Consider the following 12,842-nt stretch of genomic DNA (forward strand, 5'->3'; position numbering starts at 1 on the left):
GCACTGCGCTTTCGCACAAAAAACATCTGTTGCTGCCGCTACGTTAGCACTGCGCTTTCGCACAAAAAACATCTGTTGCTGCCGCTACGTTAGCACTGCGCTTTCGCACAAAAAACATCTGTTGCTGCCGCTACGTTAGCACTACGCTTTCGCACAAAAAACATTTGCAGGTCTAAGCACAAAGCCGATTCCGGAGGCATAATTGAATTTTTGTAAATCATCCGTGCCGCTCCTTACAGTAAAATACTATAAATTAGTATTGTTAAGATGCCTGCTCCACCTACTAATGAAGCCATGTCTACCCAATCATATAATGAATCTAGATCTTTCATGATAATCACCCTCCTATTATTAGTATTAATTCATTAATTCCCTTTACTTGTCCTTTATAATCATAAAAAGTTACAAAAATATTGTAATATATGAAAAAAAATTTTTACCATAAAATTTTGTAGAAGTATGATTAGCTATGTCTATAAAAATATAGGCGTACTAGGAAATATCTTTATATAATGGAAGCAAAGGGGAATAAATGACTACTCTCTTTTTATATATGCTGTAATGTATATAAAAATTATGTTTAGTCCTCAAAAAATAGGGAAAAGATATAATATAGAGCCAGTTTCTATATTTTTGGGAGGGATTTATAATGGCAAAACGTAAAGGATCAGGTGTTGTGCTAGTAGGGTTAACTTTAGCAGCATCTTATTTAAGTAAAAAAGAAAACCGTGATAAAGCATTAAGTATGCTTAATAGTGCAAAATCTAAATTAACATCTTATTTGAATACAACGAATATGGAGATGCACGAAAACATTACAGAGCGTATATCTACTGAAGTGGCGACAGAAGCCGGAACATCTCCAACAAAAATAGCTTCAAATGAAATGGTTGCTGAAGGTGGAGGGCATACAGGTATCAATTATTTCAATGGAGAAATTCAGGAACAAGAGAAATAACAACAAAACCTTCTCATTTTACGTGAGAAGGTTTTGTTTGTGTACATATGATGATCGTTGCAAATACTAATAATACAATTCCGGTAAATATAAAGCCGCTGACAATACCTAGTGAGAGCCATCCGAGCAGTGAAGAACCTAAGACAACTCCTAGTGAGAAGAAAGCATAAAAATATCCATAGGCTTTTCCACGGATTTCAGCAGTCGTGGAGTCTATTAAAAGGGAATTTACTGATGGGAATAAGAAGCCAAACCCGATACCGTAGCAGGACATTGCAATATAAAGTAATGTACTTGAATCCGCCTGACTTATTAATAATTGGCTGATCCCCATTAAACCTATACCAAATGATAATGTTTTAATTGGGGCAACCTTATCGAAAATACGGTTAGTCGGTAAAATAAACACGAGTACAGCAATAAATCCAAATGTACTCATCAAAGTCCCGCTTAAACGTGAATCAAAGCCTAAAGATTGTACTTTTAGAGGAAGGAGATAGGCAATAACCCCTTGAGAAAACATTAAAAAGAATGCACTAGTGAAGGCTTTTAATGCACCTATATTTTTAAAAAGTACATAAAAAGGAATGTTTGCAGTCGGAGCAGACTTTTCTTTTTTTACTTGATTTGATTTTAGCAAAAAGAAGGCAAGTATCCCCAATGAGAGCATAAAGCCTGCTGTTATATTAAAAACGAATGGTACGCTAGTACGACTCGCTAAAATTCCACTAAATGCAGGGCCAATTATTGCGGCGATGCCAACAAATGCTCCAGAGATAGCACTACCCTTACCTCTTTTTTCTTGCTCAGTTGCATTTGCTAAAAATGTGAAAGCAGCGGGAACGATAAAGCCCGCAACCAATCCATGTACAAAGCGGACTACTAATAGAACAATAGGATCTTCTACTAAATTATAAAGTGAAAGTGAAAGACCTGTTGTTAAAAGACCTAGGATTAAAATAATGAATGGTCCCTTACGATCTGTTAATAAACCAGAGATAATATTACCAAATGTATTGGAAAGGGAATACATACCTACTGCTAGGCCGGTAATGAAGGCTGATGCCCCTAAGGATTCAGCATATGTACTCATGACAGGGAGTTGGGTAAATAAGTCGAAAAATGAAAAGAATATAATCAAATAGATAAGCTTCTTCATAGTTCCTCCAATAGAAAATTGTATAAGTGAGAATGAATATCACTCTTATTATACCATTTTCAATAAAAAAGAACGCCCCATAAGTTTTTTGACTTAATGAGGCGTTCCTGAATTATGAAAATTAAGCTTTAGCAACTTCTTTTTTCATTGTTTTGTTTTTAGCAAGATTTACGTGCCAAGAAAGTGCTTCCTCTAAAATATGAGGTGTTTGATGGCCGCCAGTTGCTTCTAGAGCACGGTTATAGTAATCCCAAAGTTGTTCTTTGTAATCTGGGTGTGCACAGTTTTCGATAATTAATGGCACACGCTCTTGTGGTGCAAGACCACGTAAGTCAGCAATACCTTGCTCAGTTACGATTACATCGACATCATGTTCAGTGTGGTCTACGTGAGAAACCATTGGCACGATTGAAGAGATAGCGCCGCCTTTTGCGTATGATTTAGTAACGAAAATACCTAGGCGTGCGTTACGTGCAAAGTCACCTGAACCACCGATACCGTTCATCATACGAGTACCAGATACGTGTGTTGAGTTTACGTTTCCATAGATATCTAATTCAAGAGCAGTGTTGATTGAGATTAGGCCCAAACGACGGATAAGCTCTGGGTGGTTAGAAATTTCTTGTGGACGTAAGCAAATTTTATCAGCATATTTCTCTAGGTTGCCGTAAACTTTTTTCTGTAATTCTTCAGTCAGTGTAATTGAAGTAGCTGCTGCAAATTTAACTTTACCAGCATCAATTAAGTTGAATACAGCATCTTGAAGTACTTCAGAAGCAACAACTAAATCTTCAAATTCTGAATTTGCGAAGCCGTCAAGTACAGCGTTTGCAACAGAACCTACACCAGATTGTAATGGCATTAATTGTTTTGTTAAGCGACCAGCTTTAATTTCATCGCTGAAGAAGTCTAATAAAATGTTCGCCATTTTTTGTGTTTCTTCATCTGGTGGAACGATTAATGAAGGAGCATCTGGCTCTTCAGAAATAACAATCGCTTTAATTTTAGCTGGATCTACTTTAATACCGATGTCACCAATGCGTTGCATAGCATCAGTCATTGGGATTGCTTCACGTTGACCTTGTTCACCTGGTACATAGATATCATGGATACCTACTAACGCTTCTGGGTGAGAGATATTTAATTCGATAATAATATTCTCAGCGTATTCAGCGAAGACTGGTGAGTTACCAACAGAGTTTGTTGGGATAATAAATCCATCTTCTGTAATAGCAACAGCTTCAAGGATTAAATATTTAATTGGTCCAATAATTCCTTGACGAACTAATTCAGCATTATGCGAAAGATGAGCGTCTACATATAGGACATCACCAGAGTTAATTAAATTACGGATCGTTGCATCCCCTTGGAATGGTCCACGTTTGCGGATAACACCAGCATCAGCTAAGTATTTATCTACTTCAGGTCCTAAAGAAGCCCCTGTATATACATCAATTTTAAATTTTTCGTTTTTAGCGCGCTCTACTAAAGCCATAGGAACAACTTTCGCGTCCCCCGCACGAGTGAATCCACTCATACCAACTACATCACCGTCAGAAATCAGTGCTGCAGCTTCTTCAGCAGTAACAATTTTACTTTCAAGTTCTTTTAAGCCTAGGCGTTTTTGAACAATTGCATCCATTAAAAAATCCTCCCCTAAAAAGTTTGATGGAAACCGATTACAAAACTAGAAAAAACGTGTAAGAATTTTCTGTTTATTTAGTTGTAGTATGACACCAACCATTTGAATAATACTATCACCAAATTGTCACAATTACTTTAGAAATAGCATTAAATTGAGTAAAAAGAGGAAAAATGAGCATAAAAACGAATTTTCGACAGAGAAAACGTTTTAATGTAGAGCTACAAAGGAAATTTTCTAAAAATAAAAGATTAAATAACATAATGGGGGGTGATTTTCGTTCCAACTGTGCGCTTTGTAGCTGCCGCTTTGCTTTCGCGCAGAGCTTCCTGGGTGCGTCTGATGAGCTTTAACGTGTCATCCTAAACTGTTGGTGATGTGCAGTAAGAAAAAAGTACAGCGAACAATAAAAATGCTCGCTGTACTTATAAAAGATTAGAAACCTAAAGAACGACGGAAGTAACTTGCGTAGCGTTGGCTAACTGGAATGCGAGTACCGTCTTTCATAATTAATAAAAACGTTGAATGAGAATCTGGTTGAATTTCATCAATGTAGTCAATGTTAACGATATAAGAGCGGTGACAACGTATAAATGAGTCAGGTGCTAAAAATAGCTCAAGATCACTTAGATTTAAGCGGTGATAACCTTCACGACTCATTGTTTTAACAAATGTTTTTCGAAGCTGTGTTTCAAGATAAATAACTTGATCATGTTTGATTGGGTACCAGCAGTCATCAATTTTAATAGTAATATAGTTCGTTAAAAATGCTGATGGCTTTTGTGGGAAGATTGCAGTGATAGCACCCGTAGTTTCGCCTTCCTCCATTAAAGGAATACTCATGCCATAATATGCTACTCCAAATACATCAGGCTCAATGTAAGAACTAATCTTTTGCCCGTAGTTTAACGCTTTATGAGCCGCTGAACCTTCTTTAATTGGGTCGCCAGGTTTGATTTTTAAATCAACTTTTTTGCTTGCTTGGTAGTACAAGTATTCGTTTGTATCGGAGATTGCAATGGAAGTATTCTCAGGGAAGAACTCCTTAATAATCTCCATAATTTCTTCTATTTGTTTTGGATCCACTATAAACACCTCGTCTAAACTTTTAAAAATAGTATTATCATCTATTTTACTACATATTCGTATAAATTATATAGAGAAGATTTCGGAATAAAAAAGAGAAATGTCGATTGATGAAAAATATAGGTGCGAAATGCCATTACATAATTTGTAACAAATTTTAAATAATTACTAATTCAATTTGATATATATATGGTAAAATTTAATTGTGCGAAATAAGTTTACGAGGTTTCAACTGTGTATATATGATAAATTAGAACTAGTGTGAAAGACAAAATGTGGTTGAAAGGAAATCGCAGAATATGGTAAAATTCACTGTATAGTCTAATTTTTTTTGTAACGGGTGGTATAGTTGGGTTATTTTTTTAGTTATATTCATTATATAATATGTGAAATATGACTCAATTCGTACAATTAATAAGGAAATACTATTTTCTTATTTTGAAATAAGTAGATTGGTGTCAAGAATTGTAAAAGCAATTCGTGCAATCTGAGGAAAGATGGGGAAGATTATGCAACTACATCAACATTCTATGTCAGAAACGATATCCAAAAGATACTTTCAGGAAATCGATAGTATTAACCAATACATCGGTGTAGAAGAATTTTTTAATATTGAGTCGAAATTAATATTTGAAATTTACCATTTAGAATCTGCGAAGGCTAAGAAATCTTTGCATAAATTAATTGATATTCTTTCAATACGTTTTGGCAAACAAGTCATTAAAATTGTTCGAAGTTATTTTTCTGTTTTGTCGTCAATTGTTGCACGTAAATTGCTAGACAATCAAGTTCCTTCGAAAAAGGCTTTTGCTTTTAACATTGCTTGTAATGATATGATTGAAAATCAAATGAAAGATGCGGAATTTTTACAATTCGCGGATGATTTAATTGATTTTTTTGTCTACTTTATCGCAGATCGCAAGCAACCGACTTTCCGTCACCAGACCGTTAATAAAGTAATAATGTATATAAATGATGAATTGGAAAATGACTTAACAGTGGAAAGCATCGCAAATAATTTTCATATAAGTACTAGTCACTTATCACGTATTTTTAGAGAGCATGTTGGTATTACGCTAGTTGAATATCTAAATGTTCGTCGAGTAGAAGAGTCACAGTACTACCTTAGACATACTAATAAAAGTATAACTTCTATTTCAGATCAATTCCATTTTTGTAATCAAAGCTATTTTACCCGCATCTTTAAAAAATATACGGGGGTAACGCCCAAACATTTCCGAGACGAGCTACATCATGAGTTTTATCGTTTTGAGATGGCGGAATCAGAGCTTCAAAACGTTTAAAGTCATAAGAAGATTAATAAATAGATGCGACGTCTTAGCGATGCTATAGCTCGCATCTTTTTTTATGCTATCAATGACAATGGAATTAGTAGCACTTGCTATTTGATAAAAATAGGACCTATAATGTATACTTCATTTTAGTTGATAAATAATAGTAGGTGGAAAAATGAAAAATTTGAAGCTGTTCTCAATGCTTGGACTTGTCGTTTTTGTTCTTAGTGGCTGTCAAGCTGTGCAAAACAAAGAAGGTTTTTTCTATAGTATCTTTGTAAAACCTATGGAATTTTTATTGGAATTTTTCGGTAATACTATTTTTTCAGGTAGCTATGGTTTAGCAATCATCGCTATTACGGTTCTTATTCGTTTAATTTTAATGCCGATTATGTTAAAAAATTATCGTTCGCAACAAAAGATGAAAACGAAAATGGATGCGTTTAAGCCTGAAATGGAAGCTGTTCAGAAAAAGATGAAGGAAGCAAAGACAAAAGAAGAGCAAACGCAGTATCAACAAGAAATGATGGCATTATATCAAAAACATGGTATCAATCCACTCAACATGGGCTGTTTACCAATGTTAATTCAAATGCCAATTATCATGGGTCTTTATTTCTCTATTTTATATTCTACAGATGTGAAAGCACATGATTTTTTATGGTTTAAATTAGGTTCACCTGATATTGCTATGACAATTGTCGCTGGTCTTGTTTATTTAGTTCAAGCACGTGTATCATTATGGACAGTACCAGAGCAACAAAAAGCACAAATGAAAATGTTTATTTATATTTCACCAATTATGATTGTCTTTATCTCGATGTCATCTATGGCGGCCCTACCACTTTATTGGTCAGTCAGCGGTGCATTATTGATTATTCAAACATATATCGGTAGAAAATTCTATTCGGAACATCCGGAAAAAATAAACTCATAAAATAATTTTGTCGAGGCGCCTATGTAGCCTCGATTTTTTTTAGGAGGACAGTAAGATGAATATAAAGTGGCTATCATCGATTCTAGTCGCGATTTTTAGTGTTGCGGCTATCGTATTTATTATCATGGGTAACTTTAACTTTGCGGTATTTGCAATGACGATTATGTTTGCTGTATCGAATGGATTTAGGGCGAAAAGTTTCAAAGAGCAAGGTTATATAAAAGAAGCAAAATGGATGAAGTACATGGCAATCTTTTTCTCAATTGCTTCTCTAGTAGTGTTTATTATTATTCTCACAGACTAACAGATTAATTTTAAAATCATTGGTGAAAATCTACACCCTAAATTGTGAACAGTGCTAAAATGAGACTATACCAATATAGTACAAAATAGTATCGGTACTTACTAGGACTGTTCTTTCTAAATTCTTTGAAAGAGGATACTTACCATGTAGTACTGGATAACTTAAAAGGGGTAAAAAATAGTGAAAAAGAAACGTTTACCACTCATTCTGGGTGCTTTAATCTCAGTGGTGCTTATTGTATCTATTTTCGTAGTATATAACTATAAAAATAAACAGATAAGTAATGCATCAGATGAACAGGAACAACAAACAGCAGAACCGACTAAAAAAGATTTACCAGTAAAAGAAGAGCCGAAAAAGACAGCGGATAATCCTGTGAAGCCTGAGCAGAAGCTAGATGAAAATGGCTATGTACCAAATCAAACATTACCAACTGAGCCGACATATATTAAAGGGATTTTATTAGCGAATAAAATATATCCGCTACCATCTACCTTTGCGCCTGAAGAAAGTCCTGAGGCACGTCAAGCTCTAAATAAAATGTTTGCTGCAGCAAAACAACAAGGTTTTGATCTAGTAGCTTTTAGCGGCTATCGATCTTTTGACTATCAAACAACATTATATAATAACTATGTTAACCGTGATGGGCAAGCTGCCGCTGATCGCTATAGTGCTCGCCCGGGTTATTCTGAGCATCAAACCGGTTTGGCCTTTGATATAGGGGAGCGCGGTAAAGATAAATTATGGCTAACTGAAGAATTTGGTGAAACACCAGCAGGCCAATGGTTATTTACACATGCTCAAGACTACGGCTTTATTTTACGATTCCCCCAAAATAAAGAAGACATCACAGGTTATATGTATGAGTCATGGCACTACCGTTATGTTGGTGTGGATATAGCAAAAGATATTAAAAAACAAAATAGTACGCTAGAAGAATATTTAGGTGTGAAATAAAAAAAGGGAAGAGAGTTAGTTCGTAATTGACGAACTAGCTCTCTTCCTTTTCTGCATTCTACAAGATAGGTGTTAATAAGCGTGAAATGGATTCTTTAAATTTAATTAGTGTGGAACGATTTTTGTACATTTCCCAAGTTAATTCAGTGCAATCAAAAATATCCTTTTCAAACACCTCAGCAAGCTGATGTGAAATCGTTGAGTCATAAATAAAGGCATTTACTTCAAAATTTAAACTGAAACTTCGTACGTCAAGGTTTGCCGTTCCGACTGTAGATGCTTCATCGTCAATAATAATTGCTTTAGCATGAATAAAGCCCTTTTCATAAATATAAACTTTTGCTCCTGCACGCAATAATTGCCCTACGTATGAGTATGTAGCCCAATAAACAAACATATGGTCAGGCTTATTTGGAATCATGATCCTTACATCAATGCCTGAAAGCGTTGCAATTTTAATAGCTTCTAAAAAACTAGCATCTGGTATGAAATATGGCGTTTGGATATATATATATTTTTTTGCCATATTGATAAGCTTTAAATAACCAATTTTAATTTGTTCCCATTCAGAGTCAGGGCCGCTAGACACGATTTGTAAGCCCACATCACCTTTTTTCGGAATAGCAGGGAAGTAACGGTCCGAATAACCCATTTTCTGTTGTGCGCAAGCTTGATTCCAATCAAGTAAAAAGCGTGTCTGTAATGGATGTACGGCACTACCCTCAATACGTAAATGTGTATCTCGCCAATAGCCAAATTTCTTTTGTAGACCAAGGTACTCATCCCCGACATTAAAGCCCCCGATGTAACCAATACGGCCATCAATCACAACAATTTTCCGGTGATTTCTAAAATTTAAACGAGGGTTTATAAGTGGAAAAATAGATGGGAAAAATACTTCGATTTCACCGCCTGCATTAAGCAATTCTTTGAAATGGCGCTTTTTAACGTTGCGTGAGCCCATTTCATCATATAAGATTCTTACCTTAACCCCTTGCTTTGCTTTTTTTATAAGTTTATCAATAATGCGTGTACCTAAGTCATCTAGACGGAAAATATAATATTGAATGTGAATATGATCTTTTGCTACCTCAATATCTTTCAGAAGTTGCTCAAATTTATTTGCACCATCATCAAAAATATCAATGTGGTTGTCCTGCGTTAATACTGCATTATTTGTCTTAAGATGCATATAAATCATTTCTTTATAATTTTCCGCATTTTCTATACGAAACTCGAACGTATTATCTCGGATCGCTTCTGTCTGATAGCTAATGAGGTTATCGATACCAATATCCTTGCGTCCTTCCCAACGGAATAAATGCTTTCTCCGTAATTGTCGTCCAAATAGCAAGTATAAAATAAACCCACCTAATGGAATGAAAAATAGTACGAGAATCCATGCCCATGTAGAAGTGGCATCTTTACGCTCTAAAAAAATTATGACCATTGCTGCTAAAATATTGACAAACATAATTAACGATACTAGATATCCAAAGTCTGTAAAAATACTCATTCCTACACCTGCCTTTACTATATTTTCGCAATATATCTAGTATAGCTTACTTTATATGTGGAAAGAAGATAAGAAATTTGTTAGTAAGCATGGAAAAGGATTACCTCTAAAACAAGAACGAGGTAATCCAAAATCAACTTTGCCTTGTTGTATTGTAATGGTTGTATCTTTGCTTTCGCAACCGAAAACATTGTTGCTGACGCTTTGCTTTCGCACAGACAGACATTGTGGCTGACGCTTCGCTTTCGCACAGAAGATAAATAATTAGTAATGCTCCCATTGGAATAAAATATCGGAAAAATCTTTTTGCAGAAGCTTTTTTTGGTTAATGAAGAATTTCCCAACGCCGCTATCAGCCCACATAATACCGATTTCATCATTAGAGTCGATTTGGAGTAATAATACATCATATCGTTTAAGAAGTTGTGATTCATGACGGATATCTTCCTCTAAAAAATAAGCATAACCACCAATTTTAGCTCCAGCCCCTAAGAAGTGTTGTAGATAAATCTCTCGTAAATCAACATCCTCTGATGAAGGAATTAAGTTCGGTAAATAATGTATAGCTCGATAATCTAAAGCAGAAACAGGTTCTTGGATCGGTTGAAACTGTAATGCTAATTCCTGACGAATAGGGAACTGATCGTCTGCTATTTGTGCTAAAGACTCCTGTCTAGGGGGTGTTGCTTCAAAATTTACGGTAGGATAAAAACGTATTTTATAAAATTGCTGGAAAATATCCTCATGATAATGATCAGCATTTACAAAAATAGTAGATGAAATAAAAAATTGCAGAATACCCTGAGATGGGAAATCCTTTAGTGGTGGCATTTCTGCAAAATTAATTTGAGCTAATAGCCGCATAGGCTCGCCTGTAATATCTTTCGGATATGTCTGGTAATACGGTAAATATGGTTCTCCAGCAAATTTACTTTCCGTTAACGTAGTTGAACGCTTATAAGGTGTGATAATCATTGCTGAAAGTAGTGTATCTTCAATTTCAAAACGAAACAATTCTAGCTCTTTTGGAAGTAAAAGATTTGTTGTTTTGTTCATGCAGAGCCCTCCGATATTCCGCTTTAAGGAGTCCTATTCCTTGACGTGTTTTCCATACTTTGAATTACTAGTAAGTTACGGCTTTTTATCAACAAATTATTCAAGTCGTAAAGATTTATTTGATGCTTTAAAAATAAATATTAAACTTATTGAAACGAGGGCTATTGCTGCTGACGTATAGTAGCCTAAACTAGATTGCATAGTAAATAGCCAAGTGAAGAATAGTGGACCCAGAATGCGTCCTAGGTTATCCATTGAATAGGAAAGACCTGCAGCAGTCCCATATTGACCACCAGATTCTTTAGTTGAAAGGGATACGACGCATGTTCTTGCGAGTGCATTTCCTGCTGTAAAAACACAAAGGGCAAAACCTGCGATCAATAAGTTAGCTGTTAAAGTGAATAAAAGCATACCCATTGCTGTGACAATTTGTGCACCTATTAACCAAGTTGTCTCGCTTCCATTTTTAATTCGTCTAACAATACCGCCTTGAATAGCTGCATCTACAAAGCCACTAAACATAAACAAATAACCAATTTGTAATGGTGTAATTTGAATTCGATCAATTTGGAACAACTGGAACGTCGCTTCCACTCCTGCCAGCATAAAAGTCACTAAAAATGAGAACATAAATAAATAACGCACACGGTACTGCAGCATTTTTGTAGCACCCTTTGGCACAATTGCACGTTTATTTGTATCTTTTCGTTTTGTAGGTTCTTTTAAAACGAAACTTGCATAAATAAATAATAGTGCAATTAGTGCTGCTGAAGCGATAAAGGGTAGTTGCAAGCTATAGTGTCCGAGCATACCACCAATTGCTGGACCAAAAATAAAACCGAGCCCGATGGACATGCCCATGAGACCCATATATTTATTGCGATCATCCTCACTCGACATATCTCCTACAAAGCCTGTTACAGCTGTATATAGTGCTCCCGAGAATAAACCACCCACAACACGTGAGATGTACAACATTACTAAATTATTAATAAATAAAGAGAAAATAACAAAGCTTAAGCTAAAACCTACAAGACCTATTAATATAAGTTGCTTACGACCTACCTTATCGGACAGCATACCCCAAAGTGGTGCGGTGAAAAAACTGGCGAGCGAGTACACTGTAAGTAAGCCACCTACATGTATATTATCCCAGTTTTGCTGAACTATAACCTCAGGTAGGACAGGTATTATAATTCCAAATCCTAGGTAGACGAGGAATTGGACAGACATTAATAATAAAATTGCCTTTTTCATACAGTACCCTGCTTTCATACAATATTTTAGTATGTATATTCTACCTCTCTTGTTATTGCTATTACAAGAAAACGGAAGATAAAACATATTAAGTGGTTAATTCCCATTATCAAAAGTAGGGGATGACATTTGTTGAAATGCATGCCATGTATAAAAGTGATTAGAGTGAAGGCTTGGCGAATTCTCAGGGACAGTGCAGTAGAGAAAAGAGGTTAAAACGATGTATAAAAAACTGCAGACTGTTAACAATGGAATTATATTAATACTTAAAATTAATGAAGATTTTTAAAGTAACTAAATGGACTCATCCCATTTTTAATTTTTGTATCGATTGTCGCATAGTGTATTAAATTATCTCTGAGGTATACTACTAGAGGGTATATCGATATTTAAATTTTCATGTTTAATTTTTGCTATTTAGTGGTAAATGAAGAAAAAATGGTTCGTCACCATAACGTGTGGTTGATTTCCGTTCTGACTGGGCGCTTTGTTGTTGCTGTCGCTACGCTTTCGCACAGAGAAAACAATTGTTGCTGCCGCTTCGCTTTCGCACAGATAAAATATTTGTTGCTGTCGCTACGCTTTCGCACAGAGCAAAGCTTCTGGGGGCGTCCAATCCTAAGGAGTCGGCCAGTCGTAACGAAGATCAACTTATATACATGGGATATGTTTTAA

14 protein-coding genes are annotated in these 12,842 nt (G+C 35.4%); 5 read left to right on the top strand and 9 right to left on the bottom strand.

Annotation, left to right across the window (positions count from 1 at the left end; translation table 11 throughout):
- Nucleotides 1–89 precede the first annotated feature (89 nt).
- Nucleotides 90–221, bottom strand: a complete 132-nt coding sequence (locus tag ACFCYJ_RS07115; RefSeq protein ID WP_376072583.1) for a hypothetical protein — start codon at nt 219–221, stop codon at nt 90–92.
- A 428-nt stretch (nt 222–649) separates the two neighbouring features.
- Between ACFCYJ_RS07115 and ACFCYJ_RS07120 the strand changes: the two genes are divergently transcribed.
- A complete protein-coding gene (locus ACFCYJ_RS07120) occupies nt 650–958 on the top strand; it encodes a hypothetical protein (RefSeq protein ID WP_376072586.1) in 309 nt (102 codons plus the stop codon).
- 13 nt (nt 959–971) lie between these two features.
- Here the strand turns inward: ACFCYJ_RS07120 and ACFCYJ_RS07125 are convergent, their stop codons facing one another.
- The 3 genes from ACFCYJ_RS07125 to ACFCYJ_RS07135 all read right to left on the bottom strand — a co-directional run bounded on the left by ACFCYJ_RS07125 (nt 972) and on the right by ACFCYJ_RS07135 (nt 4,845).
- Complete coding sequence (locus ACFCYJ_RS07125) at nt 972–2,117, bottom strand: MFS transporter (RefSeq protein WP_376072589.1); 1,146 nt, start codon at nt 2,115–2,117, stop codon at nt 972–974.
- Nucleotides 2,118–2,238: 121 nt separating this feature from the next.
- A complete protein-coding gene (scpC, locus tag ACFCYJ_RS07130; protein ID WP_376072592.1) occupies nt 2,239–3,759 on the bottom strand; it encodes a succinyl-CoA:acetate CoA-transferase ScpC in 1,521 nt (506 codons plus the stop codon).
- 435 nt (nt 3,760–4,194) lie between these two features.
- Nucleotides 4,195–4,845, bottom strand: coding sequence for a LytTR family DNA-binding domain-containing protein (locus tag ACFCYJ_RS07135; protein WP_376072595.1), 651 nt, complete (start codon nt 4,843–4,845; stop codon nt 4,195–4,197).
- A 509-nt stretch (nt 4,846–5,354) separates the two neighbouring features.
- On the opposite strand from ACFCYJ_RS07135, the gene ACFCYJ_RS07140 reads away from it, so the two are divergent.
- The 4 genes from ACFCYJ_RS07140 to ACFCYJ_RS07155 all read left to right on the top strand — a co-directional run bounded on the left by ACFCYJ_RS07140 (nt 5,355) and on the right by ACFCYJ_RS07155 (nt 8,338).
- Nucleotides 5,355–6,149, top strand: coding sequence for a helix-turn-helix transcriptional regulator (locus ACFCYJ_RS07140; RefSeq protein WP_376072704.1), 795 nt, complete (start codon nt 5,355–5,357; stop codon nt 6,147–6,149).
- A 166-nt stretch (nt 6,150–6,315) separates the two neighbouring features.
- Nucleotides 6,316–7,077, top strand: a complete 762-nt coding sequence (yidC, locus tag ACFCYJ_RS07145; protein ID WP_376072598.1) for a membrane protein insertase YidC — start codon at nt 6,316–6,318, stop codon at nt 7,075–7,077.
- 55 nt (nt 7,078–7,132) lie between these two features.
- Nucleotides 7,133–7,381 (top strand): hypothetical protein, encoded by a 249-nt coding sequence (locus ACFCYJ_RS07150; protein WP_376072601.1) that lies wholly within the window; start codon nt 7,133–7,135, stop codon nt 7,379–7,381.
- A 180-nt stretch (nt 7,382–7,561) separates the two neighbouring features.
- Nucleotides 7,562–8,338: a M15 family metallopeptidase gene (locus ACFCYJ_RS07155; protein WP_376072604.1), complete on the top strand. Its 777-nt coding sequence runs from the start codon at nt 7,562–7,564 to the stop codon at nt 8,336–8,338.
- 58 nt (nt 8,339–8,396) lie between these two features.
- On the opposite strand, the gene cls is transcribed toward ACFCYJ_RS07155, so the two are convergent.
- The 5 genes from cls to ACFCYJ_RS07180 all read right to left on the bottom strand — a co-directional run bounded on the left by cls (nt 8,397) and on the right by ACFCYJ_RS07180 (nt 12,757).
- Nucleotides 8,397–9,854, bottom strand: a complete 1,458-nt coding sequence (gene cls / locus ACFCYJ_RS07160; RefSeq protein WP_376072607.1) for a cardiolipin synthase — start codon at nt 9,852–9,854, stop codon at nt 8,397–8,399.
- Between the two features lie 133 nt (nt 9,855–9,987).
- Nucleotides 9,988–10,134 carry a hypothetical protein gene (locus tag ACFCYJ_RS07165; RefSeq protein WP_376072610.1) on the bottom strand — a complete coding sequence of 49 codons (147 nt, stop codon included), beginning with the start codon at nt 10,132–10,134 and terminating at the stop codon, nt 9,988–9,990.
- Nucleotides 10,119–10,910 carry a YwqG family protein gene (locus tag ACFCYJ_RS07170; protein WP_376072613.1) on the bottom strand — a complete coding sequence of 264 codons (792 nt, stop codon included), beginning with the start codon at nt 10,908–10,910 and terminating at the stop codon, nt 10,119–10,121. Before ACFCYJ_RS07170 ends, ACFCYJ_RS07165 begins: the two co-directional genes overlap by 16 nt.
- A gap of 96 nt (nt 10,911–11,006) precedes the next feature.
- On the bottom strand, nt 11,007–12,167 hold the full coding sequence (locus tag ACFCYJ_RS07175; protein WP_376072616.1) for an MFS transporter: 1,161 nt from the start codon (nt 12,165–12,167) through the stop codon (nt 11,007–11,009).
- A 446-nt stretch (nt 12,168–12,613) separates the two neighbouring features.
- Complete coding sequence (locus ACFCYJ_RS07180) at nt 12,614–12,757, bottom strand: hypothetical protein (RefSeq protein WP_376072619.1); 144 nt, start codon at nt 12,755–12,757, stop codon at nt 12,614–12,616.
- Nucleotides 12,758–12,842: the final 85 nt, after the last annotated feature.

The sequence above is a fragment of the Lysinibacillus sp. NPDC056232 genome (genome assembly GCF_042267565.1).
Classification (GTDB): domain Bacteria; phylum Bacillota; class Bacilli; order Bacillales_A; family Planococcaceae; genus Lysinibacillus.

What these genes read in the sequence shown, in the direction of transcription:
- ACFCYJ_RS07170 (WP_376072613.1), bottom strand. Translation starts at nt 10,910, where the DNA reads ATGAACAAAACAACAAATCTTTTACTTCCAAAAGAGCTAGAATTGTTT.
- ACFCYJ_RS07165 (WP_376072610.1), bottom strand. Translation starts at nt 10,134, where the DNA reads ATGGGAGCATTACTAATTATTTATCTTCTGTGCGAAAGCGAAGCGTCA.
- cls (WP_376072607.1), bottom strand. Translation starts at nt 9,854, where the DNA reads ATGAGTATTTTTACAGACTTTGGATATCTAGTATCGTTAATTATGTTT.
- ACFCYJ_RS07115 (WP_376072583.1), bottom strand. Translation starts at nt 221, where the DNA reads ATGATTTACAAAAATTCAATTATGCCTCCGGAATCGGCTTTGTGCTTA.
- ACFCYJ_RS07175 (WP_376072616.1), bottom strand. Translation starts at nt 12,167, where the DNA reads ATGAAAAAGGCAATTTTATTATTAATGTCTGTCCAATTCCTCGTCTAC.
- yidC (WP_376072598.1), top strand. Translation starts at nt 6,316, where the DNA reads ATGAAAAATTTGAAGCTGTTCTCAATGCTTGGACTTGTCGTTTTTGTT.
- scpC (WP_376072592.1), bottom strand. Translation starts at nt 3,759, where the DNA reads ATGGATGCAATTGTTCAAAAACGCCTAGGCTTAAAAGAACTTGAAAGT.
- ACFCYJ_RS07125 (WP_376072589.1), bottom strand. Translation starts at nt 2,117, where the DNA reads ATGAAGAAGCTTATCTATTTGATTATATTCTTTTCATTTTTCGACTTA.
- ACFCYJ_RS07150 (WP_376072601.1), top strand. Translation starts at nt 7,133, where the DNA reads ATGAATATAAAGTGGCTATCATCGATTCTAGTCGCGATTTTTAGTGTT.
- ACFCYJ_RS07140 (WP_376072704.1), top strand. Translation starts at nt 5,355, where the DNA reads ATGCAACTACATCAACATTCTATGTCAGAAACGATATCCAAAAGATAC.
- ACFCYJ_RS07120 (WP_376072586.1), top strand. Translation starts at nt 650, where the DNA reads ATGGCAAAACGTAAAGGATCAGGTGTTGTGCTAGTAGGGTTAACTTTA.